This is a genomic window from Hymenobacter ruricola (assembly GCF_015694525.1).
In the GTDB taxonomy this organism is placed as follows: Bacteria; Bacteroidota; Bacteroidia; order Cytophagales; family Hymenobacteraceae; genus Hymenobacter; species Hymenobacter ruricola.
Genome location: NZ_JADQDM010000026.1, coordinates 1 through 25,590 on the forward strand (window position 1 = coordinate 1; position 25,590 = coordinate 25,590).

At 60.4% G+C, this 25,590-nt stretch carries 22 protein-coding genes; 10 read left to right on the top strand and 12 right to left on the bottom strand.

The features are described from left to right. Positions 1–242: 242 nt before the first annotated feature. From I2H31_RS24265 to I2H31_RS24280, 4 genes are all read right to left on the bottom strand, one after another. Positions 243–1,643, bottom strand: coding sequence for an RtcB family protein (locus tag I2H31_RS24265; protein ID WP_196295657.1), 1,401 nt, complete (start codon positions 1,641–1,643; stop codon positions 243–245). 552 nt (positions 1,644–2,195) lie between these two features. Continuing rightward, positions 2,196–3,596: an RtcB family protein gene (locus I2H31_RS24270; protein WP_196295658.1), complete on the bottom strand. Its 1,401-nt coding sequence runs from the start codon at positions 3,594–3,596 to the stop codon at positions 2,196–2,198. A gap of 1,526 nt (positions 3,597–5,122) precedes the next feature. Further along, on the bottom strand, positions 5,123–6,649 hold the full coding sequence (locus I2H31_RS24275) for a TROVE domain-containing protein (RefSeq protein WP_196295659.1): 1,527 nt from the start codon (positions 6,647–6,649) through the stop codon (positions 5,123–5,125). Between the two features lie 149 nt (positions 6,650–6,798). Continuing rightward, positions 6,799–8,094 (bottom strand): PcfJ domain-containing protein, encoded by a 1,296-nt coding sequence (locus tag I2H31_RS24280; RefSeq protein ID WP_196295660.1) that lies wholly within the window; start codon positions 8,092–8,094, stop codon positions 6,799–6,801. Positions 8,095–8,984: 890 nt separating this feature from the next. Between I2H31_RS24280 and I2H31_RS24285 the strand changes: the two genes are divergently transcribed. Together I2H31_RS24285 and I2H31_RS24290 are read left to right on the top strand one after the other, a co-directional pair. Beyond that, positions 8,985–9,887: a histone deacetylase family protein gene (locus I2H31_RS24285; RefSeq protein ID WP_196295661.1), complete on the top strand. Its 903-nt coding sequence runs from the start codon at positions 8,985–8,987 to the stop codon at positions 9,885–9,887. 38 nt (positions 9,888–9,925) lie between these two features. Further along, a complete protein-coding gene (locus I2H31_RS24290) occupies positions 9,926–10,942 on the top strand; it encodes a J domain-containing protein (protein ID WP_196295662.1) in 1,017 nt (338 codons plus the stop codon). Between the two features lie 19 nt (positions 10,943–10,961). On the opposite strand, the gene I2H31_RS24295 is transcribed toward I2H31_RS24290, so the two are convergent. The 5 genes from I2H31_RS24295 to I2H31_RS24315 form a co-directional block, all read right to left on the bottom strand. After that, a complete protein-coding gene (locus I2H31_RS24295; RefSeq protein WP_196295663.1) occupies positions 10,962–11,594 on the bottom strand; it encodes an MOSC domain-containing protein in 633 nt (210 codons plus the stop codon). 108 nt (positions 11,595–11,702) lie between these two features. Beyond that, positions 11,703–12,623 (bottom strand): NmrA family NAD(P)-binding protein, encoded by a 921-nt coding sequence (locus I2H31_RS24300; RefSeq protein ID WP_196295664.1) that lies wholly within the window; start codon positions 12,621–12,623, stop codon positions 11,703–11,705. A 69-nt stretch (positions 12,624–12,692) separates the two neighbouring features. Further along, positions 12,693–13,619: an alpha/beta fold hydrolase gene (locus I2H31_RS24305; protein WP_196295665.1), complete on the bottom strand. Its 927-nt coding sequence runs from the start codon at positions 13,617–13,619 to the stop codon at positions 12,693–12,695. A 48-nt stretch (positions 13,620–13,667) separates the two neighbouring features. Continuing rightward, entirely contained in the window at positions 13,668–14,261 is a 594-nt protein-coding gene (locus I2H31_RS24310; protein ID WP_196295666.1) for a TetR/AcrR family transcriptional regulator, read from the bottom strand. A 124-nt stretch (positions 14,262–14,385) separates the two neighbouring features. Next, a complete protein-coding gene (locus I2H31_RS24315; protein ID WP_196295667.1) occupies positions 14,386–15,111 on the bottom strand; it encodes a PD-(D/E)XK nuclease-like domain-containing protein in 726 nt (241 codons plus the stop codon). 133 nt (positions 15,112–15,244) lie between these two features. Here I2H31_RS24315 and I2H31_RS24320 point away from each other — a divergent pair, with 133 nt between their 5' ends. Then, positions 15,245–15,667, top strand: coding sequence for an EamA family transporter (locus I2H31_RS24320; protein ID WP_196295668.1), 423 nt, complete (start codon positions 15,245–15,247; stop codon positions 15,665–15,667). Positions 15,668–15,712: 45 nt separating this feature from the next. On the opposite strand, the gene argH is transcribed toward I2H31_RS24320, so the two are convergent. Genes argH through argB form a run of 3 tightly spaced genes read right to left on the bottom strand, consistent with a single transcriptional unit; the run spans position 15,713 to position 18,883 of the window. Continuing rightward, on the bottom strand, positions 15,713–17,026 hold the full coding sequence (gene argH / locus I2H31_RS24325; protein WP_196295669.1) for an argininosuccinate lyase: 1,314 nt from the start codon (positions 17,024–17,026) through the stop codon (positions 15,713–15,715). A 19-nt stretch (positions 17,027–17,045) separates the two neighbouring features. Then, positions 17,046–18,092, bottom strand: coding sequence for a M20 family metallo-hydrolase (locus I2H31_RS24330; RefSeq protein WP_317192273.1), 1,047 nt, complete (start codon positions 18,090–18,092; stop codon positions 17,046–17,048). A gap of 8 nt (positions 18,093–18,100) precedes the next feature. Then, positions 18,101–18,883, bottom strand: a complete 783-nt coding sequence (gene argB, locus I2H31_RS24335) for an acetylglutamate kinase (RefSeq protein WP_196295671.1) — start codon at positions 18,881–18,883, stop codon at positions 18,101–18,103. A gap of 418 nt (positions 18,884–19,301) precedes the next feature. Between argB and I2H31_RS24340 the strand changes: the two genes are divergently transcribed. From I2H31_RS24340 to I2H31_RS24370, 7 genes are all read left to right on the top strand, one after another. Further along, positions 19,302–19,934, top strand: a complete 633-nt coding sequence (locus I2H31_RS24340; protein WP_230688037.1) for a GNAT family N-acetyltransferase — start codon at positions 19,302–19,304, stop codon at positions 19,932–19,934. A gap of 2 nt (positions 19,935–19,936) precedes the next feature. Then, positions 19,937–21,127 carry an argininosuccinate synthase gene (gene argG, locus I2H31_RS24345; protein ID WP_196295672.1) on the top strand — a complete coding sequence of 397 codons (1,191 nt, stop codon included), beginning with the start codon at positions 19,937–19,939 and terminating at the stop codon, positions 21,125–21,127. Next, positions 21,117–22,097 carry an N-acetyl-gamma-glutamyl-phosphate reductase gene (gene argC, locus I2H31_RS24350; protein WP_196295673.1) on the top strand — a complete coding sequence of 327 codons (981 nt, stop codon included), beginning with the start codon at positions 21,117–21,119 and terminating at the stop codon, positions 22,095–22,097. Before argG ends, argC begins: the two co-directional genes overlap by 11 nt. Continuing rightward, the gene (locus tag I2H31_RS24355; RefSeq protein ID WP_196295674.1) at positions 22,097–23,236 is read left to right on the top strand and encodes an aspartate aminotransferase family protein; all 1,140 of its coding nucleotides are present in this window, start codon (positions 22,097–22,099) and stop codon (positions 23,234–23,236) included. Before argC ends, I2H31_RS24355 begins: the two co-directional genes overlap by 1 nt. A gap of 368 nt (positions 23,237–23,604) precedes the next feature. Then, a complete protein-coding gene (carA, locus tag I2H31_RS24360) occupies positions 23,605–24,693 on the top strand; it encodes a glutamine-hydrolyzing carbamoyl-phosphate synthase small subunit (protein ID WP_196295675.1) in 1,089 nt (362 codons plus the stop codon). 38 nt (positions 24,694–24,731) lie between these two features. After that, positions 24,732–25,070: a hypothetical protein gene (locus tag I2H31_RS24365; protein WP_196295676.1), complete on the top strand. Its 339-nt coding sequence runs from the start codon at positions 24,732–24,734 to the stop codon at positions 25,068–25,070. A 72-nt stretch (positions 25,071–25,142) separates the two neighbouring features. Further along, positions 25,143–25,511 (top strand): hypothetical protein, encoded by a 369-nt coding sequence (locus I2H31_RS24370; protein ID WP_196295677.1) that lies wholly within the window; start codon positions 25,143–25,145, stop codon positions 25,509–25,511. Positions 25,512–25,590: the final 79 nt, after the last annotated feature.

Below are 25,590 nucleotides of genomic sequence, written 5' to 3' on the forward strand. Positions count from 1 at the left end.
AGTTGGATGCCCATTTTTTGGCCTTTATTCATTTGGCTGCAACCGTTCTCTGGTTGCGCGACTGTTAACACCTCCTAGCTTATTTGCCCGGCGCTTCTGACCCCGCCTGAATGACAACCACTTAATAAAAAACCTTCCGCCAGTGGCGGAAGGCTTTCCTAGCTATGAAAACAACTGTCTCCTGTAGAAGACTTGCCAGTATGTACGCCGGAAAGTGGGCGCCCGGTTTGCCGGGCCGGGTTTCAGGCGCCGTCCATGCGCACTATTTTGGGGGTGAATGAACCCAAAACGTCCACCAGTTCCCGCTGGTGCGCCATTACCTGCCGAATATCTTTATAAGCCGCCGGGGCTTCATCGAGCCCACCGCCCAGCAGCTCCACGCCGTGGTCCTTCAGTTCGCGCCGCAGTTCGCCTTGCGTGATTTGGTTTTTGGCCTGGGTGCGCGAAAGCCGCCGCCCTGCGCCGTGCGAAGCCGAATTGAGCGACTCCCGCTCGCCCCGGCCGCGCACGATAAAGCCGGGCGCCGTCATCGAACCGGGAATGATACCGAGCACACCCGCGCCCGCCGGCGTGGCGCCCTTGCGGTGCACAATGGCCGTGCAGCCGTCGGCCAGCGTCTCCTTCCAGGCGAAGTTGTGGTGGTTTTCAACCTGCGCCAACGGCTTTTCGCCCAGCGCCTTGCTCATGCGGCGGTGAATGTCGTGGTGGCAGGCCGAGGCGTAATCGCCGGCCAGGTTCATAGCCGCCCAGTATTCCTGCCCTTCCTGCGAGTCGAGCGACAGCCAGGCCAGGTGGCGGGCCTGCGGCGGCAGCGGGCACTTGTCCATGGCTACTTTGGTGTAGTGCTGGGCAATGGTCGCGCCCAGCCCGCGCGAACCTGAGTGCGAGAGCACGCCGAGGTACTGCCCCACGGGCAGGCGCAGGCCGTTGGCCGGGTCGGTGATGTCGACCACGCCAAATTCCACGAAGTGGTTGCCCGAGCCCGAGGAACCCAATTGCTTCACGGCGGCGTCGCGCTTCTGGCGCGCCACGGCTATTTCCCGGAACTCGGGCCGGTCGAGAATGGGGTCGTCGGTGTTGATTTTCTGGAACACTTCCTTGTTGCCAAAGCGGGTGTTTTCCAGCAGCAGCTTGCGCAGTTCCTGCCGGCTCTGCTCCAGGTAGGCGGCCGGCAGCTCAAACACCGACAAGGCCATGCGGCAGCCAATGTCCATGCCCACGCCGTAGGGAATCACCGCGTTATCCGCCGCCAGCACGCCGCCGATGGGCAGGCCGTAGCCCTGGTGGGCGTCCGGCATCAGCGCGCCGTCCAGGGTAATGGGCAGCTGCATGGCCACGTCCATCTGCCGGCGGGCGCCGTCCTCGATGAAGTCGTTGCCGTAGCGGCGGTAGTCTTTGATGGCCGGGTTCAGGGCCACGTCGCGCGCGGGCTGGGGCACCAGCTCCTCGGCCACCGGGCGCCAGTTCTCGTCCCGCACGTACTTGAACGGGTCGTCCTTGATTTGCTTGAGCAGCGCCAGGGCGCTGCCTTTGTCCATTTTCTTGAATGGCTTTTGGGCCAGCACGTCGAGGGCGCGGCCAATGGCCGGGCCTTCAGGGAAGCCGATTTTGCGGAGGTCGTTGCCGCGAATCTGGTTTGACATAGGCGGGAAGGAAAAGGTGGGATGGCAGATGTACGCGGGCGTCAGGGCGATGTTATGGCCCCGTAGAAGCCGGAAAAGCCCCGCCAGTTGCTACTGACGAGGCTTTTTTGATGGCTCTGGGGTTTCCTCAGCTTGGCCAGCAGCTGGTGTTCGCACTCCGGGGCAAGAAGCAACTCAAGGCCCACAATACCAAACACGGCCGTCGCGAGTGGCTGCTAAGCCAACCAACATGTTTGCTATATGCCTTAAATACGTTGTTTCAAGGCATTCTGTTCAGGATATGGGCACCGGTGAGATGTCTTTTTCATTACATTTTGCTAATCAGCAAGTGGCATATTGCTAAGTAGCTTGGGCAGAATCAGTTCCGTTGGTATAATCCACGAATCAGCTCATTCTTTTTGTAAAAAAGTGGCCTATCTTGATTTAAAGCCTGTTTCTAAACCAAAACCTACTTAGCAACTGAACAAAAGAAGTCCCAGCCATGCAGGCCAGGACTTCTTCATATTGCGCTAGAGAGTACTTGTCATAAGCAGCTCCGGCCAGGCAAATCCACTACGCCCCGTCCATCCGCACGATTTTTGGGGTGAACGAGCCCAGCACGTCCACCAACTCGCGCTGGCTGGCCATCACGGTATGAATGTCTTTATAGGCCATCGGCGCCTCATCAAGCCCGCCACCGATTAGCTCGATGCCGTGCTCGGCCAGGTGCTTCCGCACGCCCGATTCGGTCAGTTCCGCCTTGGCCCGCGTGCGCGACATGAGCCGCCCGGCGCCGTGCGAGGCCGAAGCCAACGACTCGGCCAAGCCTTTGCCGCGCACGATGAAACCCGGGGCCGTCATCGAGCCCGGAATGATGCCGAGTACGCCCTGGCCCGCCGGCGTGGCACCCTTGCGGTGCACCACCACCTCGCGGCCATCGGCCAGCCGCTCCTTCCAGGCAAAGTTGTGGTGGTTTTCCACTTTGGCCACGGGCCGTTCGCCCAAGGCTTTGGCCAGCCGCTGGTGAATCTGGGCGTGGCAGGCCGAGGCGTAGTCGCCGGCCAGGTTCATGGCGGCCCAGTATTCCTGGCCGGCTTCGGTGTCGAGGCCGAGCCAGGCGAGGTGCTGGGCTTCGGTGGGCAGCTGGCACACGTCTTTGGCGAGCTTGGTGTAGTGCTCGGCCACGCTGGCGCCCAGGCCCCGCGAGCCGGAGTGCGAGAGCGCCCCGAGGTACTGGCCCACCGGCACGCCCAGTTCGTTTTCCGCCTCGGTGATTTCGACAATACCGAACTCCACGAAGTGGTTGCCGGAGCCGGAAGTGCCCACTTGTTCAGCGGCTCGGTCGCGCTTGTTTTTCAGGAAAGGGATTTCCAGAAATTCGTCGCGCTCCAACACGGCCGAGGCCATGCGCTGCCCCCGCTCCCAGCCCCGGCCGGAGCCGAAACGGGTATTATTGAGCAGCACAGTGCGCAATTCCTGCACACGCTGGGCAAGGTACTTGGGCGGCAAATCGAACACCGACAGGGCCATCCGGCAGCCGATGTCGACGCCCACGGCGTAGGGAATCACCGCGTTATCGGTGGCCAGCACCCCGCCGATGGGCAGGCCGTAGCCGTGGTGGGCGTCGGGCATGAGGGCCCCGGCCACGGTCACGGGCAATTTCATGGCCGTTTCCATCTGGTGGATGGCGCTGGGGTCGATGTGCTCGGCGCCGAACGTGACGTAGGGCTTGCGCTCCACCAGAGCAATGTGCCGCGAGGGCGCCGGCAGCAAGGCCGCCGCGGTGTGGCTCCAGTCGAGGTCGGTGAGGTAGTTTTTGGGGTTGGCTAAAAGTTGACCTAGCAAAGCAAGCTGGTCGGTTTGCGAGAGTTTTTTGAGGTGCTTGCGTTGCAATTGTGCCAGCGCGAGCCCGATGGCCCGGCCTTCCGGAAACCCGAGGGTGCGAAGGTCGTTGCCGCGTAAAAGATTGGCCATAAAATGGTCGTTGCACGATGTAGAGACGTGTTTTCGCGTCTCCGTCGTTGATTGATAAAAAAGATAAAAACGGGCTGGGCAACAGGGCGCACCGCCCACATATGTGCTCTACCAACTGAGCTACCGCGGGCCGAAACCCACGAGCCGGAATCGAACCGGCGACCCCATCGACCCGAACGAAGTATGGCGGTGCTACGGCACCGGCCCGTTTTATCAGACAAAAAACCGGAGCGACAGACGGCCCGCGCAACGGGCATGAAGCCTGACGTGACAGGTCGAAGGAACGCAAGCCTACGGCATCCGGCTGGGTTTGTAGCGTGGGCTCTGCGAGTCCGCGCGTGGTAGAATGTTCGCCAAGGCGCGGACTCGCAGAGTCCACGCTACAGTTCCCTGCCCGGGGCAACAAGCGCCCGGCCTCCGATATCCTGCTCTAACCAACTGAGCTACGGCGACGGCCTTGCGGCAATTTCCGGCGGGGCTCGAACCCGCGACCTGGGCATTAAAAGTGCGAAGTATGGCCGGACTACGACACCCGGACAGGGAGTAGAATGAATGTATTGGGGCAACAAGCGGAGGGTGCAATGTTTTCGTCCTCCAGCCGAAGCCGGAAGCGGGATTCGAACCCGCGAGGTGAAAATGCTTTCACCCGAAAACTTTACCACGAAGTAGCGCCCGCCTACGGCACCCAATACAAGCCATCGTTTCCGGAAGGGGCAACAGGCGCCCGGCCAGCTGGTGCGGCCCTACCAATGCGCGGCGCGCGGCCTTGCGGCAGCACTTCGGGAGTCGAACCCGCGACCGCACCTACGGTTGAGCGAAGGAAGGCCCGGCTACGGCACCCACCCGGAAACGTATTTTTCTCGGCTTCCGCCGCAAATTCAGGGCAACAAGCGGCTGGCGCGTCAACCGCAGCCGAAGCTGCGGAAGGGGACTCGAACCCAATCTCTCTGATTAACAGTCAGATTTCAACCAACGAAGTAGCGCCCGCCTACGGCACCTGAACCATGCGGAGGCCGCCGAGGTGGAACGGGCCACCGCAGTGGCGCCGTCCCGGTCGGCGACTGCCCTGTTGGGCAGCCGTCGTCCTAGTCGTGGAGTGTACGTTTTAACGTCATGAGCGTAATTTTTAGTATAGTTTGAAGCAATAGACAGCGGTGGAATCCACTGCGCCAGGCTCAAATTCGATTACAGAAAGTGGCTTGAATAGCCCAATGGCGAAGTTTTGCCGCGAAGCAAGGGGAATGAGCGGCGGGCTACGATGGACGAAGGGACTCGAACCCTCGCCGCCGAAACGGCCACCCGATGTGCGCCCGCGAAGTAGGCCCGGCCTACGCCACCTTGCGCCGCGCTTAAAACCGGGCAACAGACGCCGGACTCCCGACTCTGGGCCCTAAACCCAGCGAAGCATTGCAGCTTCCATCGTGTTGGCAACGAAGTATGTCTCGGCTACGGCACCGGTTTAAGCGTTTTGGCAATCTCGTTGCGGCCGGGGATTCCGCTTTATTGCCCGGCCGTTCGGCATGGTTTTACAGTTCAATTTTCTCGATTTCGGTGAGCGCCGAGCCGCCGTTGTCCAGCGCCTGCAGCACGTCGAACACCTTGTCGGACCAGCCGGCGATGAGGGCCACGCCCGTTTCGGGGCGCACCTCCAGCGGCGCGGTGCCGTGGCCGGCCAGGTCGAAGAGGTAGAGGCGGGCGCCGGGGGCCACGGTGCGGCGGTACTCGGCCCATTCCTGGGCCAGGGTGCCGCCGTCGCCGGTGCTGTTCCACAGCTGCACGTCGGTGAATATCATCACCTTGTCCACCACTTCCCGGCGCTCACGCAAGTCGCGCACCACGAGGTAGCCGTTGGTGGAGTAGCCCACTTCGCCTTCGCGGCGGTAGAACTCTTCCACGTTGCGGAGCACCGGCCCGCGGGGCAGGCTGATGCGCTTCCACGTGTTGCCGAACATGCCGGTGGTCACGTGCTGGCAGCGGCTTTGCAGCAGCATGCCCAGCATGAGGCTCACGTCGTAGAGCAGCACTTTGCTGCGCGCCGAAATGGGCTGTTGCATGGAGCTCGACACGTCGCAGGCCACCACCACGCGGGTGTCGGGCCCGAAGCCGCGCAGGTTGACGGCGCTGTGCGCAATGGCCGTTTCCAGGGCCGCCAACACGCCCGCCACGAGGCCGCTTTGCACGGCTTTCACTTCGCGGTAGGCGGCCAGGAAGCGGAACGGCAGCTGCTTGCTGCGCGCCACCGCAAACCGGTCGGCCAGCGTGTCGCACACCCGCTCCATCGCCGCGGCCGAAACATTGGCTTCGAGGATGTTGCGCAGGTTGCGGAGCAGGGCCATGTAGCCCAGCTTGCCGCTCGCAATGAGCGTTTCCCAGGTGGTGCGAACGGCCGCTTGCCGCTCCGCCTCAGAGGCAAAGGCTTGCTGCCCCACCGCCGACAACTCAGTTTCCCAGGTGTAGGGCGTGGGCAATTCGCCGCGCACTAACTGGTCGAACAAGGCTTGCTGGGCCGCGTCGCGCGCCTTGGGGTGCACCACGAACAAGGCATCGCGCAAGCGCACCGCTCCGGCGCGGTCGTACTTCGCCAGCTGGTAGCCGTCGAAACGGTTGAAGCTGAGCGCCAGTCCTTTTTGCAGTTGCTTGGAAACGCGGTTGAGGATTTTGGTTCCGCCACGGCCGTTGGCCTGGGCGTAGTACGCCAGCAATTCCGTGATTTCGTCGGGGCGCTGCACCACCCGCGCCACCAGGCGGCTCAAGAGGCTGTCGCCGCGGTGCAGGCGGGCCAGCTCCACGCACAGCACCAGCGGCACCGAGCGCAAATGCAGGCTTTCGCGGGCATACACCGCCAGTTGCGCCACAAACAAGGGCTCGTTCTTGGCCACCAGCTCACGCAAACGCTGCAGGCGGGTGTCGGCTTTTTCGTAGAACAAGTCGCTGAGTGCGGCCGTGGCAACGGCCGCATACAGCTCCACCTGCGGCGTGAGCGTGAAGGCGGGCGCGCCCTCATGGTTGACGGTGGTGGGCGCGCGGTTTCGGGAGAAGAAGTTGAAGCGCATAATAGTAGGGATGGGATTTGAATGTGAAGGGTTTGCGCCCACTGGTCATGCAGAGCGCAGCGAAGCATCTTGCTTGTGGTAGTAATTATTTACGATTGGTTTACTGCTCCGAGCAAGATGCTTCGCTGCGCTCTGCATGACCAGCTGGATTATTCCTGCCAGTCGATGCCCACGTGTTTTGAGAGCACCAGGCGGGCCTGGCTGAGCCACTGAATTAGCCAAGCGTGTTCCTGCGGGGTCATCCAGCGGTTGTATTTGCCGCGCACCTGCACCACGGTGCGGTTGGCGGTTACTTCGATGGTCAGGCCGCGGGTGCCGTCCACGGTCAGCGAGAAGATGCCGCAGCGGCCCAGGCGGCACGACTGCAGGTAGGTGGCCACGCAGTTGCGCTGCGCGTTGCCCTCGTCCTGCAGTTGGGCGGAGGTGGTGAGCTGCTCGATGCGCACCGGCCCGGCCCGGAAATCATTCACCGGCAGGCCCGGCCAGCTACTGTCGGCAGGGCCGGCCCCGCCCGATTGGCGATGCCCCCGGGCCTGGCCGCGGTGCCACTGCTCGGCCTGGGCCAGCACCGAGGCCATGCCACGGCCCCGGAGGGTAAAGCCCGGCTGGGCCGGCTCGGGCCCGATGCCGACGCTGCGCTTCTGATGAATCCAGTCGCAGACCGGCCCAAAGTGGCACGGGTCGACCATGGGCGCGGCCACAAAAAAGTCCACCACGCTCAGCCAGAAGGCATCATCGACCAAGGCCGCGCGGCCCAGGCGCGATTCCATCACCACGCCCCACCAGTCCAGCGCGTTGCGGGCGGCCAGTTGGGCGTAGCGCAAGGCTTCGCGGAAGGTGCAGCCGGCGGGCGCTTCTCGCATGCCGTGCTCCAGCCGTTTGCTGATGGGCACGGGCAGCCGGGGAAAGCTGCGCAGCGAATGCCCCTGCCCGAGGTGCAGGGTCAAATCGGGCAGGCTCACGCCGTCTTCCGCCAGCGTGGGCCGCGTCCAGGACTCAATCAGCCAGTCCGGCGCGTTGCCGTAGCGGTCGAATAAGTGCCGAACCAGGCTGGCCAGCTGCCGAAACACGTTGTTGCTCCTGGGCTTCCAGTCGGCCACTTCGCGCACTCGCCGGGCGTATCGGCTGGCTAGGGCGGCTACGTTCAGGGCCAGTTCGGGGCGGTGAAGCAGGCCCGTGCGTTTGGCGGCCAGGGCCCGCAACGCCCCCATCACGCTGCCCTGCTCTGGACCGGTGCAATTCGCCACGCACGCCGCATACAGCTGCGCCAGGGCCGAATCGACGCCCAATGCTTCGTAGAGCGCGTGGGGCGAGCCGAAGGAAAACATATATTCTACTTGCTTGGACTGGGGCCAGTTGCGCCAGTCGACGTGCCGCGAAAGCGCGGCCCCGGCCTGTTTCCAGCGGTAAGCTTCCGCCGAAAGGGGTTTGTTACGGTTTGCCATAAAGCGGGGGCCTGCCCGCGGGCAGTGCCTAGCTAGAAGGTGAAAAGAGGGAGGCGGGCGCACGCAGTCGGCGCCCCGGTTTCAGTTGTTTCCGGGGCCACTCAGCGCGGCCCCGGTGCTGAGAATGGGCCACTACTGCCAGTGGCCAGTTCGCACCAGGCGGGATTAAAGCGGAATTGAACACGTAGAGACACATGGTGAAAGCAGAGTTAAAAAGCGTGGGCAATGAGTTGATTGGGGAAGGTAATTGCGACCAATTAATTAGCCGTTTTGCAATTGGTTATTGATTTAAATTGCATTAGACGCACCTTTCCCGTTCAAATAAAACAGCATTTTATTTGCGAATTAATAACACGAAAAAGCCCGGCTTTTGGTGGGCCGGGCTTGTCTGATTCGTGGAGTTTACGCCGAGGCTATCGACGTTTCCGACAAAGAAGAGAAGCACGGCCGCACCGGTCCCAGAGGCCGCCATCGAGCCGGGTCGAGAACTGCTTGGGCAGGTAACTGGGGCGGATATTGCGCATGGGTTGAGTGATATAAGCGGTTGAGAACCGGCTAGCAACAAAAAACCCGAGCGTTGCGGGCTCGGGCGGTGTCAGGTTTCAGCAGGAGCTGAAATCAGGCAAACGTACCGAGCGGGAGCAGCTTTTCTAGCTGCATCTTATCCGAATTGCTGGTGAATGTGAGGTGCCGGTACATGTTTGTTTGCTTTTGGTGCGACAAAGGTTTGCAATTAATTTTTAATGCACAAATTATTTTTAAAATAAATAGAAAATAATTTTCTCAATCTGCAAATTCAATTCATTTAAGCAGTTTTCGTCACCCAATTATTTTCACTAACACATTACTCTTCGTAAACCCAAGCTGCCGCTTCCCGGTATTATTGCCACATGCCGCGCCTTGCCACTTCCGACCATTACACCCTCGACCTGCCGGCCGGCCACCGCTTCCCCATCGCCAAATACGCCCTGATTCGGGAGCAGCTGCTGTGGCAGGGCATTGCCGCGCCGGAAGACTTCTACGAGCCCGGCCTGTGCGCCGAGGAAGACGTGCTGCGCGTGCACACCGCCGAATATTGGCACAAAGTCCGCGACCTTCAGCTGAGCCCCGCCGAGGTGCGCCGCCTGGGCCTGCCGCAAAGCCCGCAGCTGGTGCGCCGCTCGCTGAGCAGCAGCGCAGGCACGCTGCAATCGGCGCTGCACGCCCTGCGCGACGGCGTGGGGCTGAACCTGGCCGGCGGCACGCACCATGCCTTTGCCGACCGCGGCGAAGGGTTTTGCGTGCTGAACGACCAGGCCATCGCGGCGGCGCACCTGTTGGCGCACGGCCTGGCCCGGCAGATTTTGATTGTGGATTTGGACGTGCACCAGGGCGACGGCACGGCGGCTATTTTTGGGCAGGAGCCGCGCGTTTTCACGTTTTCCATGCACGCCGGGGCCAATTATCCTCTGCGCAAAGAGCGTTCGGATTGGGATGTGGCGCTGGAACTGGGCACCGCCGATGCCGAGTATCTGCGGCGGCTGTGCGAAACGCTGCCGGCCCTGCTGGAGCGCGTGCAGCCCGATTTCGTCTTTTACCAGGCCGGCGTGGACGTGCTGGCCACGGATAAGCTGGGCAAGCTGGCCCTGACGCCCGCCGGCTGCCGGCAACGTGATGAGTTCGTGCTCGGCCTGTGCCACGAGCAACGCCTGCCGGTGGCCGTGAGCATGGGCGGCGGCTACTCCGAGCGGCTGGCCGACATTGTGGACGCGCACTGCAACACGTTTCGGGTGGCGTTTGAGCTGTGGCCGTAGCCGCAGGCAGCTTTCCATCCGCCCTACCTTTGCACCCGATGAAAAAAGCTGATTCTGCGCATCCTGCGCCCATCAACGTGCCCGTTCGGCAAGCGGAGCAACCCGTAGGCTCGCCGGCCCAACAAGCCTTTCGGCAAGCCATTCTGGACGTGAAAAACCTGCGCGAGCGGCTGCGCGACCTGCGCGTCGAGCAAGCCGAAGCCCGGCGCCGCTACTGGCAGCAAGTGGGCCCCGCCGCGACGGCCGTGGTGGCGGCCCGACGCAGTCTGTTTCCGCCACTGGAAGAATCCCTGCTGCTGGGCTACTTCAGCCGCCTGGAAGAGCAGCAGATTACGGAGTTGATTCTGGGAAATGCGCGGGCGCTGGAAGACCGGTTTGGCGAGGACGAGGGCGCTATCATTCAAAAGTATGCGCCCAAGGGCCGGAGTGCAACCGTCGATTTAGAACCATCAGCTTCCAACGCGGCAAGTTCCAAAGTAGAGCCAGAATACCTCCCCGACCCTACCCTGCTGCCCCACGAGCAGGCCGCCGCGGCAGCCCGGGCCCGGCGCAAAACCAAAGCCCAGCGCCAGCAGGAAGCCGAAGCGCAAGCCGACCAAAAGCAACTCGAATCAAACGCGAAGACCATCTACCGCCAACTGGCCCGCACCCACCACCCCGACTTAGAGCGCGACCCCGACAAGCAAGCCGCTAAAACCGCCCAGATGCAGCGCATCACCGAGGCCTACGAGGCCGACGACCTGTATACCCTGCTGCAGCTGCTGGCCGAATCGGGCCCCGCCGATGCGGAGGCCGACGACGTGCTGGCGCGCTACACCCGCGCCCTGCAGCAGCAGCAAAACCAGCTGAAGCAGGAAATGAACGAGCTGAAATACGGCCCCAACGGCTTCGTTACCGGCACCGGCAAAAAGCAGGAGCTGGAGCTGCGTCAGCTCAAGCGCGACCTGCGGGCCGAGGCGGAGTACGTGCAGCACGTGGCGCGGCTCATCGGCGAACCCGACGGCTTGCGCGACGTGCTGCGCCAACTGGCGGCGGAAGGCCTGGATGCTATTTAGACTCTATGCGACAAGTGCTTTATCCGGCCGCGAAGTGCCGCCGCACCGACGCCGGCAAGTAAGGAATGCGGAGCAGCTCCCGCACGGCGGCGGGGTCCTGCAGCACACCGTAGTACAAATCGGCTACGTCCTGAATGGTCACGGAATATGGCGACTGCTGGCTCAGCTCGATGGCATCGCCGGCCTGCACCACGCCGGGGCGCAGCACCTGAAAGTAGATGCCGCTGCGGCCGGCGGCCACGAACCGAGTCACCATCTGCGGGTCATCGAAGCGCGCGTTGAGCTTGTAGCAGGGCTGCCGGGGCTGGGCCGCGCGCAGCCGGGCCGTGCCCACGGCAAATTCGTCGCCGATGCGCACGTCGCGCTCAAGCAGGCCCGCGGTAGTCAGGTTTTCGCCAAAAGCTGCGGGGCCGGCCAGGGCGCCGGGCGGCAATTCGGCTTCCCAATAAGCATAATGCTCGCTGGCGTAGGCATACACGGCCTTATCGGGGCCGCCGTGCACGCGCAGGTCGGCCTGCTGGTCGCCGGCAAAATTGTGCGCCGCCAAGGGCACCGGGCCGGTTACGGGCTCTTTGAAAATGGCGGTGGTAATGGCCCGGCCCTGCCAGTCCACGGTGCGGGGCCGGCCCACGTTTACGGAAAGAACTTGCATCAGCGACTGGTTGAAAGCCCGCAGGAAACGAGGTTCAAAAGTAGTGGCCGCAGCTTAGTTATGCGGCTGGGCTAATGTTACCCGTTTTTGCGGAGCTTTAAACGCAGTTCAGGCAGCTGGGCGCGTTGCCAGCACTTCCTGCACCGAAGTCCAGCGAATTTCCGGGTAGCGGGCGTTGTCGAGGGGCGCTAATTTGGGCTTGCCCGTGAACATGTTGTGCAAATATTGCATGCCCTGCCAGGGCGGAAACACGTCGTCGTTTTTCGGCGTCAGGGCTTTGGCAATCTTGCTCATTGCCCCCAAAACGCCCACGCTGCCGGCCCACAACAGCCGAAACGGCTGGCGCGTGGCGGCGCTGGCCGCCGCTTGCAGGCCGCGGACGGTGGCCACTTCGCCGGCCACGCGCAGGTAGCGCGGCGTGGTGGGGTCCAGGGCGGCCGCGGCGGTGAATTCGGCGGTGTTTTCTATCGTGGTGAAGTCCAGCGGCTGGTCGGCGCTGCCCCAATACACCACCCGCTTCGGGCTGAACAGAATGACCGGCGCCTGCCCGGTCAGCAAATCGGTGAACATGCCGTTGAGCACGGACGTGGCCTGAATGGGCGTCTGGTCGAGCCGCTGGCTGAATTCGCGGCGCAGGTCCAGGTTGCGGTTGCTGCCGGCGGGCAGCTTGGTGTAGTCGATGCAGTAGTCGGAGGGAATGAAGCGCGGCACGCCCGCGGCCACGGCCGCATCCAGCAGCCGTTTCTGGGCATCCACAATCACCTCCCGCAGCCCCGATAAGGCCGACACCACGCAGGCCGCGCCGGTGCAGGCCTGCTGCAGTGCCGCCACGCTGTTGAAATCGACTTCCACCACTTCCACGCCCAATTCGCGAGGAGAAGCCACCGCCGGGCTGGTATTGCTCGGGCGAACCAGCGCCCGCACCGCGGCCCCGCGCTGCACCAGGTGGCGGGCAATGCGCAGGCCCAGGTCGCCGGTGGCGCCGGCCAGCACGATGGTGGGATTAGAGGAAGTCGCGGAATCGGTCATAATAGAGAATTGGCTTGCAACTCTCCCACAACAAAAGCCGGGCGGTTTTGGCCGGAAAAGCGCGGATTTTTATCCGATGAACGCCACCGCGGCCTGCACCACGGCCGCGTCGCGCAGGATGCGGTTGTGGCCCAGCCCTTTGGTGGCGTGCAGCACCGCGCCGGGCCAGGCGGCGGCCACCTGCCGGCCTTCGGCGAAGGGAATGATTTCGTCGTCTTCGTCGTGGAGCACCAGCACCTGCTGCGCCCCCGTGGCCGGCCCCGAAACCGCGGCGGCAAACGAGCCAACGGGCCGGCCGGTGGCCTGCTCCACATATTGGGCAAACTGCGTCACAAAAGCGCCCGGCAAATGCAGAAAATCGGCAAAGCGGGCGGCCACGGCCCGCGGCCCTTCCGGCACGCTCAGCAGCACCAGGCGCGGCAAGGGCGCCCCGCCCGGCAGCCGCACCGGCAGCCCCGCCACCGACGCCGCCCCAAACGAATGCGCCACGATGGCGCGCACCTCCCCCACCGTGTCGGCCACGGCCTGCACGGCGCCGCCAAAGTTCATCAGCGTCACCAGCTTGCCCGCCGAGGCGCCGTGCGCGGGCCCGTCCAGCGCCACCACGCGGTGGCCGGCCGCCAGCAGCGGCGGCACCCAGGCGCGCCAGAAACTGGCCCGGTGCTCCCAACCGTGCACCAGCAGCACGGCCGGCGCGGCGGCCGGGCCCCACTCGTACACGGCCACGGGGCCGGTTTCGGCGGCCACGGTGCGGCGCCCGGCATCGGCCAGCGCGGGCGCTTCCCAGGCTTTTTCGGGCAGGCGCCGGGGCGTGCAAAACACCTTCCAGGCCATCTTAAAAGCCAGGCCCGGCGCCACGGCCGTCAGCACTTTCAGCTGCCAGCGCAGCAGGCGCAGGCCCGCCGGCGGCGAGGGGTAGCGCACGCGCAGCGCCGGGCGGGCACCGGCTGCTTCGGCCGGGTAATAGTCGTGGGCGGGCGAGAAGGTGTTGGTCATAGCGCTGCGAAAACGGGTGAAGAATCCAGATTTAAAATACCTTCTACCTCAGGCCAGCAGCTCCAGCCGAAGCTGGCCCACGATGACCTGAAAAGGCGTTTCGTCGTGCACCCGGGCTACTTGCAGGGCTCCGGCCAGCGTGGTGAGCACCTGCGCGGCCTTGGCGGCGGGGCTACCCACAAAGCGCAGGCTGGCGGTGGCGCGCCCCACGGCCAGCACCTGGGCCAGCCACTCGGTCAGCTCGCGGTTGAAGGTGCGCAGCTCCGCCTGCATGAGCGGCGGCAGCGTCCGAAAATCGGCCGCCAGCGACCCAAAAAGGCACACCCGCCGGTCGTGGCCGAGGTGGTTGTCATACACCGCAAATAGGGCTTCTAGCTGTTCGACGGGCGGCAGGTCGGCCACGCGGGGCAGGTCGCGCCACTTGCGCAGGCGCCGCAGCTGCCGCGTCACCAGGGCCGTGCCCAGGTCGTCCTTGCTCGGGAAATGATAGTGAATGGCCGCCGGCTTCACGCCCAGCTCTTTGGCCAGGTGCTGGTAGCTGAACGCATTGAAGCCGCGCTCCAGCAGCAGCGCCTCGGCCAGGTCGAGAATGCGCGTGCGGGTATCAGGGGCAAGAGTTGGGGCAGCAGCCTTAGTCGTCATAATAAGACAAAGATAACACTTACTTACTAAATAGTAAGTTATTTTTCATGAACCTAAAAAAGCCCTTTCCAATTCAGGAAGGGGCTTTTTGTTTTACATACGGGTTTCACTGAAACCGCTGGCCTTATTCTTCGGGCCCGCCAAGGCCCAGCGAGTCCACGGCCGCCTGCACGGCTTCGGCCCGGAAAGCTGGCGCGGTGGCCGGAGCTTTTAGGAGGCGCAGCAGGCGCTGGTATTTCTGCCGGCCCTCGGCCAGCATCTGCTCGCTCACTTCGATGGTGAACACGCCAAAGGGCTCCACTTTTTGCACGCCCACCAGCAGGAACCGCTCGGCGTGCAGGGCATCGGTGTAGAAGGCAGCTTGCCGGTCGTAGTCGTAGGCCGCGCACTGCCAGAGGAAGTGGTCGGCGTCGCGCGCCATGGTGGTTTTGAAATCGATGATGGTGAACGGCTGGTCGGGGTGGTCCACCACAAGGTCGGCCCGCAGCTTGCACAGCGTATCGGTTTGGGGCTCTGTAAACAGCACGCTCACCTCGGGCTGGCCCAGGGCCAGGAGCTCGTTCAGCCGCGAATCGAGCTTGACGCCCTCCACCAGCCACCACACCAGCGTGTCGTTGAGGCCGGGCTGGCCGGCTACATAGTCGTTGGGCTCCAGCAGGGCCGTGTGAAAGGCGGTGCCAAAGCTCAAAGCGCCGTCGCCGGCGCTGGTTTGGGGGCGGGGTGGGCGGCCGTCGAGGGCGTCGCGCAGGCGCGAAAGGTCAGAATTGGCCACGGCGGGCAGGGCCCGGTAGGTATCGTAGTCGAGGCGCAGCAGGTCGGGCCGGCGGAAAGTAGAATCAGATTCGGGCATGGGTGGTAAGGTAACAGCAAACTCGGCATTATGGCTCCGCCGGGAGTAGTACTAACGGCGGGGCCCGGCGGTTTCGGGGCGCGGTGCGTAAGCCTGCGTAAGTGCCCTGATTCGCCCGTTTATCCGCATTTTTATGGCCCCCTGGATTCCGTACGCGCTGCTTTCGGCCCTGTTTGCGGCCCTCACTGCCCTATTTGCCAAAATCGGCATCAAGGGCGTTGATTCCGACCTGGCCACGGCCATTCGCACCGTGGTGATTCTTATCCTGGCCTGGGGCATTGCCGCGGCGCGCGGGGCCACGGCCGGACTGCCCGCCCTCACGGGGCGCACGTGGCTGTTTCTGGTGCTGTCGGGGCTGGCTACGGGGGCGTCGTGGCTTTGCTACTTCCGGGCGCTGAAGCTGGGGCCGGTGAGCCGCGTGGCCCCCGTCGACAAGCTGAGCGTGGCCCTCGCGCTGGTGCTGGCGGTGGTGTTTCTGGGCGAAACCATTTCCGCCCGTGGCGCTCTGGGCGCGGGCCTGATACTGGCCGGCACCGTGGTATTGGTGTGGTCCTGAGTAAGCAATTAAGTAATTCGTGACCTGACCAACTGTTGGAAGACGCTATTTTTCGGTCTTCTCAAACAGGGAGCTTTGCGCTTTCAGCTGCGCCACTTTGCGCGCTATTTCCGGCAGGCCCAGGTTGTGAATGCTCCCCAAATGAGTGGTCTGAAATTCGCGGTGCGGCACGTAGCTGCCATCTTCCACGGCGCGTCCCACCTGCTGGTAGGCATCGCGAAACGGCACGCCGGAAATAATTAATTGATTAATGTTTTCCACTGAAAATATGGGGTCGTATTTCGCCTGCTCAATCACGCCCGGCTTAATCTTGATTTCGGGCAGCGCAAACAGCAGGATATCCAGCAAGTCCGAAAACTGCATCATGGGTCCGAACAACAGTTCTTTCAGCAGTTGAAAGTCGCGGTGGTAGCCGCTGGGCAGGTTGCTGGTGGCCAGAATGATGTCGTTGGGAAGGGCCTGCAGGCGGTTGGCGTGGCCGCGCACCAGCTCAAATACGTCGGGGTTCTTTTTGTGTGGCATGATGCTGGAACCCGTCGTAAACTCCTTTGGCAAGGTCACAAAGCCCAAGTCCTGGCTGTTGTACATCACCAAATCGTACGCCAGCTTGCCCAGCGTGCCGGCCGCGCCCGCGATGGCAAACGCCAGCGTTTTCTCGGTTTTGCCGCGTAGCATTTGGGCCCCCACGGCGCTCACGGCCACGTTGCCGAAACCCATTTCGCGGGTTGTCATCGCGCGGTCAATTGGGAAGCTGCTGCCGAAGCCGGCGCCTGAGCCCAGCGGGTTCTGGTCGGCCACGGTGTGCGCGGCCTCAAATAAGGCCAAATCCAGCAGCAGATGCTCGGCATACGCCGAAAACCACAGGCCGAAACTGCTCGGCATGGCCGCCTGAAAATGCGTGTAGCCCGGCAGCAGGTCGTTTTTGTGCGCTTCGGCCTTTTGCAGCAGCACCTCTACCAGCGCCAGCATTCTACTGGCAATACGTTCGGTATAATCCTTTATAAACAGCTGAATGGCCGTTAGAACCTGGTCGTTCCGCGAGCGTGCTGTGTGAATTTTCTTGCCCGCGTCGCCAAATTTCGCCGTCAGGTAATGCTCAATTTTGGAGTGTACGTCTTCAAAATCTGCCTCTATTTGGAACGTACCCGCTGCTACCTGGGCTAAAAGCTCATCCAGCCCAATTATCAACTGCTGCCGTTCGGCCTCGGAAATCAGGCCCACGCTGGCCAGCATGTTGGCCTGAGCTTTCGAGGCGAGCATATCGAACGGCGCGAGGTACATATCCAGCGCCCGGTCCTGCCCGACAGTAAATTGTTCGATGGTATCGTTCACCGAAAATCCTTTTTCCCAAATTTTCATAGCGCGAGCTAGTAATTAATTAAAAGCTGAAGCCCGATAACAAGGCGATGTAATCCCGAATGCCTGCCCGAATTTCACTCACCAAAATATATTCGTCCGGCGTGTGCGAGCGGGCGCTGTCGCCCGGCCCCATTTTCAGGGTTTCAAACGGCATCATCGACTGGTCCGACAGCGTGGGCGAGCCGTAGACTGTTTTTCCCATGGCTATTCCTTTGCGCACCAGCGGGTGGGTTTCGCTGATTCGGGAAGAATTTAAATGCGTGGAGCGAGGCACTATTTCGGACTGCAAATTTCCCTTCAGAAAATCGACAATTTCCTGATTCTGGTACAGCTCATTAGTGCGTACATCCACCACAAACTGACAGCGGTCGGGCACCACGTTGTGCTGCGTGCCGGCGCTTATCTGCGTCACCGTCGTTTTCACCGGTCCCAATAGCGGCGATACACGGAGAAACTGATGGCTCCGCAACCACTGAATATCATCCAATGCCTTGTAAAGGGCGTTTTCGCCTTCCTCACGGGCCGCGTGGCCGGTTTTGCCGTGGGCCGTGCAGTCCAGCACAATCAGGCCTTTTTCAGCAATGGCCAGGTTCATGCCCGTGGGCTCGCCCACAATACCAACGTCAATCTTGCCCAACTCCGGCAGCACGCTGCGAATGCCATTTACTCCGGATATTTCCTCCTCTGCGGTAATTGCGCAGATTAAATTAAACGCACTCGGCCTGCTCTCGAAATACAGAAACGTTGCCAGCAAACTCACGGCCGATGCGCCGGCATCGTTGCTGCCCAAGCCAATCAGTTTTTCCCCCTCCACCGCGGCGCCGAACGGGTCGAAAGTCCAGCCTACGCCGGGCTTCACGGTGTCGTGGTGAGAGTTGAGCAAAACCGTGGGCTTGTTCGCGTCGAAGTGCTGCGAAACTGCCCACACGTTGTTGTGCTGGCGCCGCACCCTGCTGCCGTGCGCCACAAGAAACTCCTGAATGAGCGTTGCCGTACCGGCTTCCTCACGGGAGAAGGAGGGCGTTTGAATCAGCCGAATCAATAAATTAACGGCCTCGTCGCTCAACTGATTTATCAGGTCAGGCATAGGGTCGTTTTCAGGTCGTCGTTGAGATGCAGCGCGTGCTCAATAATTACTTTCTCGACACCGAATTGCAATGCCTCGAACGCGTTTTCCAATTTGGGCAGCATGCCATCGGCAATAATGCCGCTTTCTTTTAATTCGGCGTAATCAGTTAGATTGATTTTTGTGATTACAGAATTGTTGTCGCTCACATCAGCAAGCACGCCGCGTTTTTCAAAGCAAAAATGCAGTATTACGGCGTATTGTTTGCTCATCGCCTTGGCTACGGCAGCGGCAATGGTATCGGCGTTGGTATTTAATAGCTGGCCATTGCCATCGTGATTAATCGGGCAGAAAACCGGCGTCAGTCCCCATATCAAAAATTGGTGAAGGAGGCCGGTATTTACGTTGGCCTCGCTTAAATCTCCCACGAAACCGTAGTCAATTTCGCGCACCGGGCGCTTCACAGCCCGAATTACGTTACCATCGGCGCCACTGAGGCCCAGGGCATTAACGCCGCTGCTTTGCAACGCGGCCACTATCTGCTTGTTGGTTTTACCGGCGTAGAACATGGTCACCAAGTCCAGCGTGACGGCGTCGGTGATGCGGCGGCCGTGTACCATGCGCGGCGTCAGGCCCAGGCGTTGAAGCATCTCGCTGGCACCTTTGCCGCCGCCGTGCACAAGAATTTTTGGGCTAGCTACGGCGGAAAACTGCCGCAGAAACTCCAACAAATCGGCTTCGTTGTCAATGATGCCGCCGCCTATTTTAAATACGTTTAATTCCGGCTTCATCGCTCCTTCACATGCGCGCAAACCCAAGGACGGGCTGCGCCTAATTCAAAAAAGACCTCGAAAAGGTTGCGGGCAAAAGTAGGGCCTTTTACCTTTGCGGCAGAATTGAACCACTTGGTTCGCGGCTTCGTTAGAGCGCCGAATCGACTTGCTATTCGCCATGCCCATCTTCGTTTCCACGTCTTTAGTGCCCGCTCCGGCCTTCCAGCCGGTCGTGGCCGACGTGCGCGAAACGACGTGCGCCCTGGTGCGACGACCCTAGCGGCTTCAGCAGCCGCATGTTGGCCCCTTGGCCAGCGCCTTTGAGCCGGGCTAGTATCCGCTCAACTTACAGACAGGTTTGGGCTTTAGCAGGAATTTCCCGTAGCCAACGGGTTTCCGGACAGCCACGCATCTATCCCTAAGTTTCTCATTAACAATGACAATACGGGTTGCAACGGCAGCGGACGCGCAGTACGCTGAACAATTATGCCAATGGTACGTCGAGTCGGCCAAAACGCGGGGCACCGGCATCGCCAAGCGCGAGCCGGCTTACGTGGCCCAAAAGATGGCCAGCGGCGACGGCATTATTGCTTTTGTGGATGATGAGCTGGCCGGCTTTTGCTACATCGAAACCTTTGATGACAAGACCTTTGTGGTCAACTCGGGCCTGATTGTGAACGCCCAGATTCGCAAGGGCGGCGTGGGCCGTGCCATCAAGCAGGCGGTGTTTGAACTGTCGCGCACCAAGTACCCGCAGGCCAAGATTTTCGGCATCACGACCAGCCTGGCCGTGATGAAAATCAATACCGACCTGGGCTACGAGCCCGTCACGTTCTCGGAGCTCACGAGCAGCGAAGACTTCTGGAAAGGCTGCAAAAGCTGCAAAAACTACGGCATCCTGATGGAGAACGAGCGCAAGATGTGCCTCTGCACGGGCATGCTCTACGATGCGGCCGACAAGCTTGTGCAGGTACAAGTGCCCGATTTCGCCAGCCATAGCACGCCGCCGCTGCCCATTGGCGCCGACCCTGCGCCTACTCCCTCTTCTGAAACCGACTCTGCATCTTAGAAATGAAGAAAAAAGCCATTCTCGCCTACAGCGGCGGCCTCGACACCTCGTTTTGCGCCGTGTATTTGTCGCGCGAGCTCGACCTGGAAGTCCACACTGTCATCGTCAATTCCGGCGGTTTCACGGCCGAAGAGTTAGCTGCCATTGAAAAGCGCGCCTACGAGTTGGGTTCGGTGAAGCACGAGGTAATTGACGTGACCGCACGCTTCTACCAGGATTGCCTGCGCTACCTACTGTTTGGCAACGTGCTGAAGAACGATACCTATCCGCTGAGCGTGAGTGCCGAGCGCATGTTTCAGTCGCTGGCCATTGCCGAGTACGCCCGCGCCAACGAGGCCGAATACATCGCACACGGCAGTACCGGCGCCGGCAACGACCAAGTGCGTTTTGACGTGGCTTTTGCGGTAATTGCACCCAAAACAGAGATTCTGACGCCCATCCGCGACCTGAAATTGTCGCGTCAGGCCGAGATTGAATACCTGCAAAAACAGGGATTTGAGATGAGCTGGGAAAAGGCGAAATATTCGATTAATAAAGGCATTTGGGGCACCAGCGTGGGCGGCGTCGAAACGCTGACTTCGCACGAGGCCCTGCCGGAAACCGCTTACCCCTCGCAATTGCAGCGCCAGGACTCGGAGCGCGTGGAAATCACCTTCGAAAAAGGTGAGCCCGTGGCGCTGAATGGCGAAGCGCTAGAGCCCGTGGCTCTGATTCAGAAGCTGAACGAGTTGGGTGCGGCCTTCGCCGTGGGACGCGACATTCACGTGGGCGATACCATTCTGGGCATCAAAGGCCGCGTGGGATTTGAGGCGCCCGCGCCGCTCATCCTCATCAAGGCCCACCACCTGTTGGAGAAGCACACCAGCACCCGCTGGCAGTTGCTACATAAGGATTACATCGCCAACTGGTACGGCACCTTGCTGCATGAGGCACAGTACCTTGACCCGGTAATGCGCGACATGGAAGCCTTCCTCGCTTCGTCGCAACACCACGTGTCGGGCAAGGTTTTCGTCAACTTAGAGCCGTATCGATTTGAATTACTCGGCATCGAGTCGAAGTATGATATGATGCAGTCGAAAGTGGCGACCTACGGCGAGGAAAACAACGCCTGGGATTCGCGCGACGCCCGCGGTTTCATCAAGATTTTTGGCAATCAACTGAAAATTAGCGCCAGCCTGCACGATGAAAATTAAAGCCGGCATTGTGGGCGGCGCTGGCTACACGGCCGGCGAGCTTATCCGCATTTTGCTGCACCACGAGTTTGTGGAGCTGGGCAACATCGTGAGTTCTTCAAACGCGGGCAACCCTGTGTACCAGGTGCACGACGACCTGGTGGGCGAAACCGAACTGGTTTTCGCTGCGGAATTGGCTGGCGACGAAGACGTAGTATTTCTGTGCCTCGGCCACGGTAATTCCAAGGCGTGGCTGCACAAAAACGCCCTGCCCGCAACCACGCACGTCATCGACCTGAGTAACGATTTCCGCCTGCACGCCGATGCCGAATTTGAAGACCGAGAGTTCGTGTATGGCCTGCCGGAACTGAACAAAAGTCGCATCCAGCAAGCCCAGAGTATTGCGAACCCCGGCTGTTTCGCCACGGCCATTCAGTTGGCGCTGCTGCCGCTGGCGCAGGCCGGTAAGCTCACCGACGACATCCACGTTTCGGCCATCACCGGCTCGACCGGAGCGGGCCAGAGCCTGTCGGAAACCACGCATTTCTCGTGGCGCACCAACAACGTGTCCATCTACAAGCCCTTCACGCACCAGCACCTCGGCGAAATCGGCGAGAGCCTGGCGCAACTGCAGCAGCAGTCGGATGCTGAGATTTACTTTATTCCCTACCGCGGGAATTTCTCGCGGGGCATTTTCGCCAGCGTCTACACGCCGTCAGATTTGACGCAGGACGGGGCACGGGCGCTGTACCGGCAGTTTTACGCCGACGCGCCGTTCACCACGGTTTCGGATAAGGAAATTCACCTCAAGCAGGTGGTGAATACCAACAAATGCCTGCTGCACGTGCAGAAGCAGGGCAGGCAGTTGCTCATCACCTCGGTTATCGACAATCTGGTAAAAGGCGCCTCGGGCCAGGCCGTGCAGAATATGAACTTGCTTTTTGGCTTGCCAGAAACGACGGGCCTCAACCTTAAATCAGTGCTTTTTTAATGGAGCTTTTCAACGTTTATCCCCTCGTCAACATCACGCCCGTAAAGGCGCTCGGCGCCAAGCTGTGGGACGACCAGGGCCAGGAATACCTGGATTTCTACGGCGGCCACGCCGTTATTTCCATCGGCCACAGTCACCCGCACTACGTGCAACGCCTCACCGAGCAGCTGCAAAACATTGGCTTCTACTCCAACTCGGTGCAGATTCCGATTCAGACGCAGCTGGCGCACAAGCTGGGCCAGGTGTCGGGCTACGAGGATTACGCGCTGTTTCTGTGCAACTCGGGCGCCGAGGCCAACGAAAACGCGCTGAAGCTAGCTTCCTTTCACACCGGTAAAACCCGAGTGGTAGCGTTCAAAGGTGCCTTTCACGGCCGCACCAGCGGCGCGGTGGCTGCCACCGACAACCCAAAAATCGTGGCGCCCTTCAACGCAAGCCACGCTGTCAGCTTCCTGGAATACGACCTGGCGGCGGTGGAAACCACGCTGCAAGGCGGCGATGTGTGTGCCGTAATTATCGAGCCGATTCAGGGCGTGGGCGGCATTATCAGGCCTTCCGATGAATTCCTGCAGGGCTTGGCGGCGCTGTGCCAGCAGTACGGCGCGTTGTTGATTGCTGACGAGGTGCAGAGCGGCTACGGCCGTAGCGGCAAGTTCTTTGCGCACCAGCACGCCGGCATCCGGCCCGATATCATTTCTGTGGCCAAGGGCATGGGCAACGGCTTCCCCGTCGGCGGCATCCTGATTGCGCCCGAGCTGAAAGCTTCCTACGGCCTGCTGGGCACCACTTTCGGCGGCAACCACCTAGCCTGCGCCGCAGCCCTGGCCGTGCTCGAAGTTATTGAGCAGGAAAACCTACTGGCCCACGCCACTGAGATGGGCAACTACCTACGCACGGAATTATTGGCCCACGCCGGCGCCGAAGAAATTCGCGGCCGCGGGCTACTGGTAGGCATCAAATACGACTTTGCTATCAAGGATGTGCGCGATAAATTGCTCTCGGAACACCATATTTTCGTGGGCAATGCTTCTGACCCCACGGTGCTGCGGCTGCTGCCCCCGCTCAACATCACCAAAGCCGAAGTTGACCGGTTCCTGCAGGCGCTTTACGCACTGGTTGCGCCTGCAGTAAGCGCTTAAATTCTAAAAAGCCCAAGCCGATGAAATTATCAACAACTGTCATCGTCATCTGCTGTCTCCTGTCGATAGGCTACGGGCTTTATTTGAAATATTTCGCTCCCGCATACAATTCCTACGTCCGCATAAGCAAGGCGAAAGAAGGCATGACGCGACAACAGGTCATAACTGCTCTAGCGACTCCCGATTCAACTTATTGGGAGCAATTGGGTAATGATTCCCTACTGGTAATGGCCTATGAGCTACCTGACACCAAGGGAGGCACTATTCGAGTAAAACTGCGCAACGACACCGTCCGGGTTGTAAGATACCACAAATAAGAAGGTAGCTGAATTAGACAGGCTAAAATTTCTTCTAACCGAACCATCACATTGGAAAATCAGAAATCGGTCAAATTAATCCTCGAAGACAGCACCGAAATTGAGGGCGCTTCCTTCGGCGCTTACACCTCTGTAGCGGGCGAAGTGGTATTCAGCACGGCCATGACCGGCTACCCCGAAAATCTCACCGACCCGTCCTTCGCCGGCCAGATTCTGGTGCTTACCTATCCCATGGTAGGCAACTACGGCGTGCCCGGCGAGGAATTGTACGAGTCGGTTTCCCGGATTTTTGAGTCGGACAAAATTCACATTGCCGGCCTCGTGGTGAATTATTACTCTGAGGAGCACAGCCACTGGAACGCCGCCAAAAGCCTCGGCGACTGGCTGGCCGAGTACAACATTCCCGGCATTTTCGGCGTCGATACCCGCATGCTCACCAAGAAGCTGCGCGAGAAAGGCGCCATGCTGGGTAAAATCGTGGCCGCGGAAGACATTCCGATGCACGACCCCAACCAAGACAATCTGGTGGCCCAGGTGAGCCAGCCCGGCGTGCAGCACTACGGCAACGGCCAGCACAAAATTGTGCTGGTGGACTGCGGCACCAAAACCAACATTATCCGCTGCTTCCTGGAGCGCGACGTGGAGTTGATTCGCGTGCCCTGGGACTACGATTTCACCCAAATCGACTACGACGGCCTGTTCCTGAGCAACGGCCCCGGCGACCCCAAAATGTGCGAGGCCACCATCGGCCACCTCCAAACGGCTCTGCAGCAGGACAAGCCCATTTTCGGCATCTGCCTTGGCAACCAGCTCATGAGCCTGGCCGCGGGCGCCGACACCTTCAAACTGAAATACGGCCACCGCAGCCACAACCAGCCCGTCCTGCTCACGGGCACCAAGCGCAGCTTTATCACCAGCCAAAACCACGGCTTCGCGGTAGATACCGCCACGCTGCCCGCCGAGTGGACCATGCTGTTCGAAAACCTGAACGACGGCACCTGCGAAGGCATCAAGCACAAAACCAAGCCCTTCTTCTCCACCCAGTTTCACCCCGAAGCCGCCGGCGGCCCGGAAGATACCGAGTATCTGTTTGACGAGTTTTTGACGGCGGTAGCAGCGTACAAGCAGGCTGCTGATTAACCATGATATCCCGCAAACTTCGCTTGCTATCATTTCTATTGCTCACTCTTCTTTTGAATGTAATTAATGGGTGCGAGAAGAAGGAAACGAAGTTTGATAAGAGCCAGTGGTTGATTATGGGGGATATAGGCAGTTTCCCATGCCGCGAGCACATGCTTGAGGATTCGGTTAAGCATCATCAGTTGCAAGGACTTACCTACAATCAACTTCTTGCTTTGCTTGGTGAACCTTCTAATTATGGCGAGTCCGACGGCACCATTCGACACCTAATTATTGAAGATTTTGCCTCAGATATCGACCCGGTGCACGGCAAAACGCTTGATTTGACGTTGGGACCGGATTCAATTACAACCTCCTATAAGGTATCTGTATGGTAGAAGGTTGTAATTTAATATGCTCCGCCGTCCTTATCAATCACTCGACTTTACCATCACCAACACCTTACTCCCATGCAAGTAAAAAACCAACGTTTTCAATACTGGGGATATTTGCTAATGGGAGCATTGGTTTTCGCCACGTTCCTTTTAATTAAGTACATGGGGCAGCAAACGGTTTTGAAAGCAGTGCTGGGTGAGCCAGGTGAGATAGTTAATAATGCCATGAATTCTGCCCGGGTTTCTCCCAGAATAACCAGTAAAACGGGAGCGATAACAGCTAGAAGTTTCAAGATGGAAGATATGAGTGCTACGAAAGACACCCTCATCTACCGCTTTTTATTAGATGGCGAGCATGCTGATGCCGCGATAAAAATCTGGATGACCAAACGGACGTCCGGCAAGTGGGAAATCGTGAAAAGCGACACCCTTTACACCAATTAAACTTCAACCTGCCAGGCACCACGCTTCAGCAGGCACTGTACGACTGCCTTTTAACACGACCGCACTAGCAGTCTGTTAC

Coding starts and splice junctions, on each gene's coding strand:
- I2H31_RS24265 (WP_196295657.1), bottom strand. CDS start 1,643: ATGTCAAACCAGATTCGCGGCAACGACCTCCGCAAAATCGGCTTCCCT.
- I2H31_RS24270 (WP_196295658.1), bottom strand. CDS start 3,596: ATGGCCAATCTTTTACGCGGCAACGACCTTCGCACCCTCGGGTTTCCG.
- I2H31_RS24275 (WP_196295659.1), bottom strand. CDS start 6,649: ATGCGCTTCAACTTCTTCTCCCGAAACCGCGCGCCCACCACCGTCAAC.
- I2H31_RS24280 (WP_196295660.1), bottom strand. CDS start 8,094: ATGGCAAACCGTAACAAACCCCTTTCGGCGGAAGCTTACCGCTGGAAA.
- I2H31_RS24285 (WP_196295661.1), top strand. CDS start 8,985: ATGCCGCGCCTTGCCACTTCCGACCATTACACCCTCGACCTGCCGGCC.
- I2H31_RS24290 (WP_196295662.1), top strand. CDS start 9,926: ATGAAAAAAGCTGATTCTGCGCATCCTGCGCCCATCAACGTGCCCGTT.
- I2H31_RS24295 (WP_196295663.1), bottom strand. CDS start 11,594: ATGCAAGTTCTTTCCGTAAACGTGGGCCGGCCCCGCACCGTGGACTGG.
- I2H31_RS24300 (WP_196295664.1), bottom strand. CDS start 12,623: ATGACCGATTCCGCGACTTCCTCTAATCCCACCATCGTGCTGGCCGGC.
- I2H31_RS24305 (WP_196295665.1), bottom strand. CDS start 13,619: ATGACCAACACCTTCTCGCCCGCCCACGACTATTACCCGGCCGAAGCA.
- I2H31_RS24310 (WP_196295666.1), bottom strand. CDS start 14,261: ATGACGACTAAGGCTGCTGCCCCAACTCTTGCCCCTGATACCCGCACG.
- I2H31_RS24315 (WP_196295667.1), bottom strand. CDS start 15,111: ATGCCCGAATCTGATTCTACTTTCCGCCGGCCCGACCTGCTGCGCCTC.
- I2H31_RS24320 (WP_196295668.1), top strand. CDS start 15,245: ATGGCCCCCTGGATTCCGTACGCGCTGCTTTCGGCCCTGTTTGCGGCC.
- argH (WP_196295669.1), bottom strand. CDS start 17,026: ATGAAAATTTGGGAAAAAGGATTTTCGGTGAACGATACCATCGAACAA.
- argB (WP_196295671.1), bottom strand. CDS start 18,883: ATGAAGCCGGAATTAAACGTATTTAAAATAGGCGGCGGCATCATTGAC.
- I2H31_RS24340 (WP_230688037.1), top strand. CDS start 19,302: ATGACAATACGGGTTGCAACGGCAGCGGACGCGCAGTACGCTGAACAA.
- argG (WP_196295672.1), top strand. CDS start 19,937: ATGAAGAAAAAAGCCATTCTCGCCTACAGCGGCGGCCTCGACACCTCG.
- argC (WP_196295673.1), top strand. CDS start 21,117: ATGAAAATTAAAGCCGGCATTGTGGGCGGCGCTGGCTACACGGCCGGC.
- I2H31_RS24355 (WP_196295674.1), top strand. CDS start 22,097: ATGGAGCTTTTCAACGTTTATCCCCTCGTCAACATCACGCCCGTAAAG.
- I2H31_RS24370 (WP_196295677.1), top strand. CDS start 25,143: ATGCAAGTAAAAAACCAACGTTTTCAATACTGGGGATATTTGCTAATG.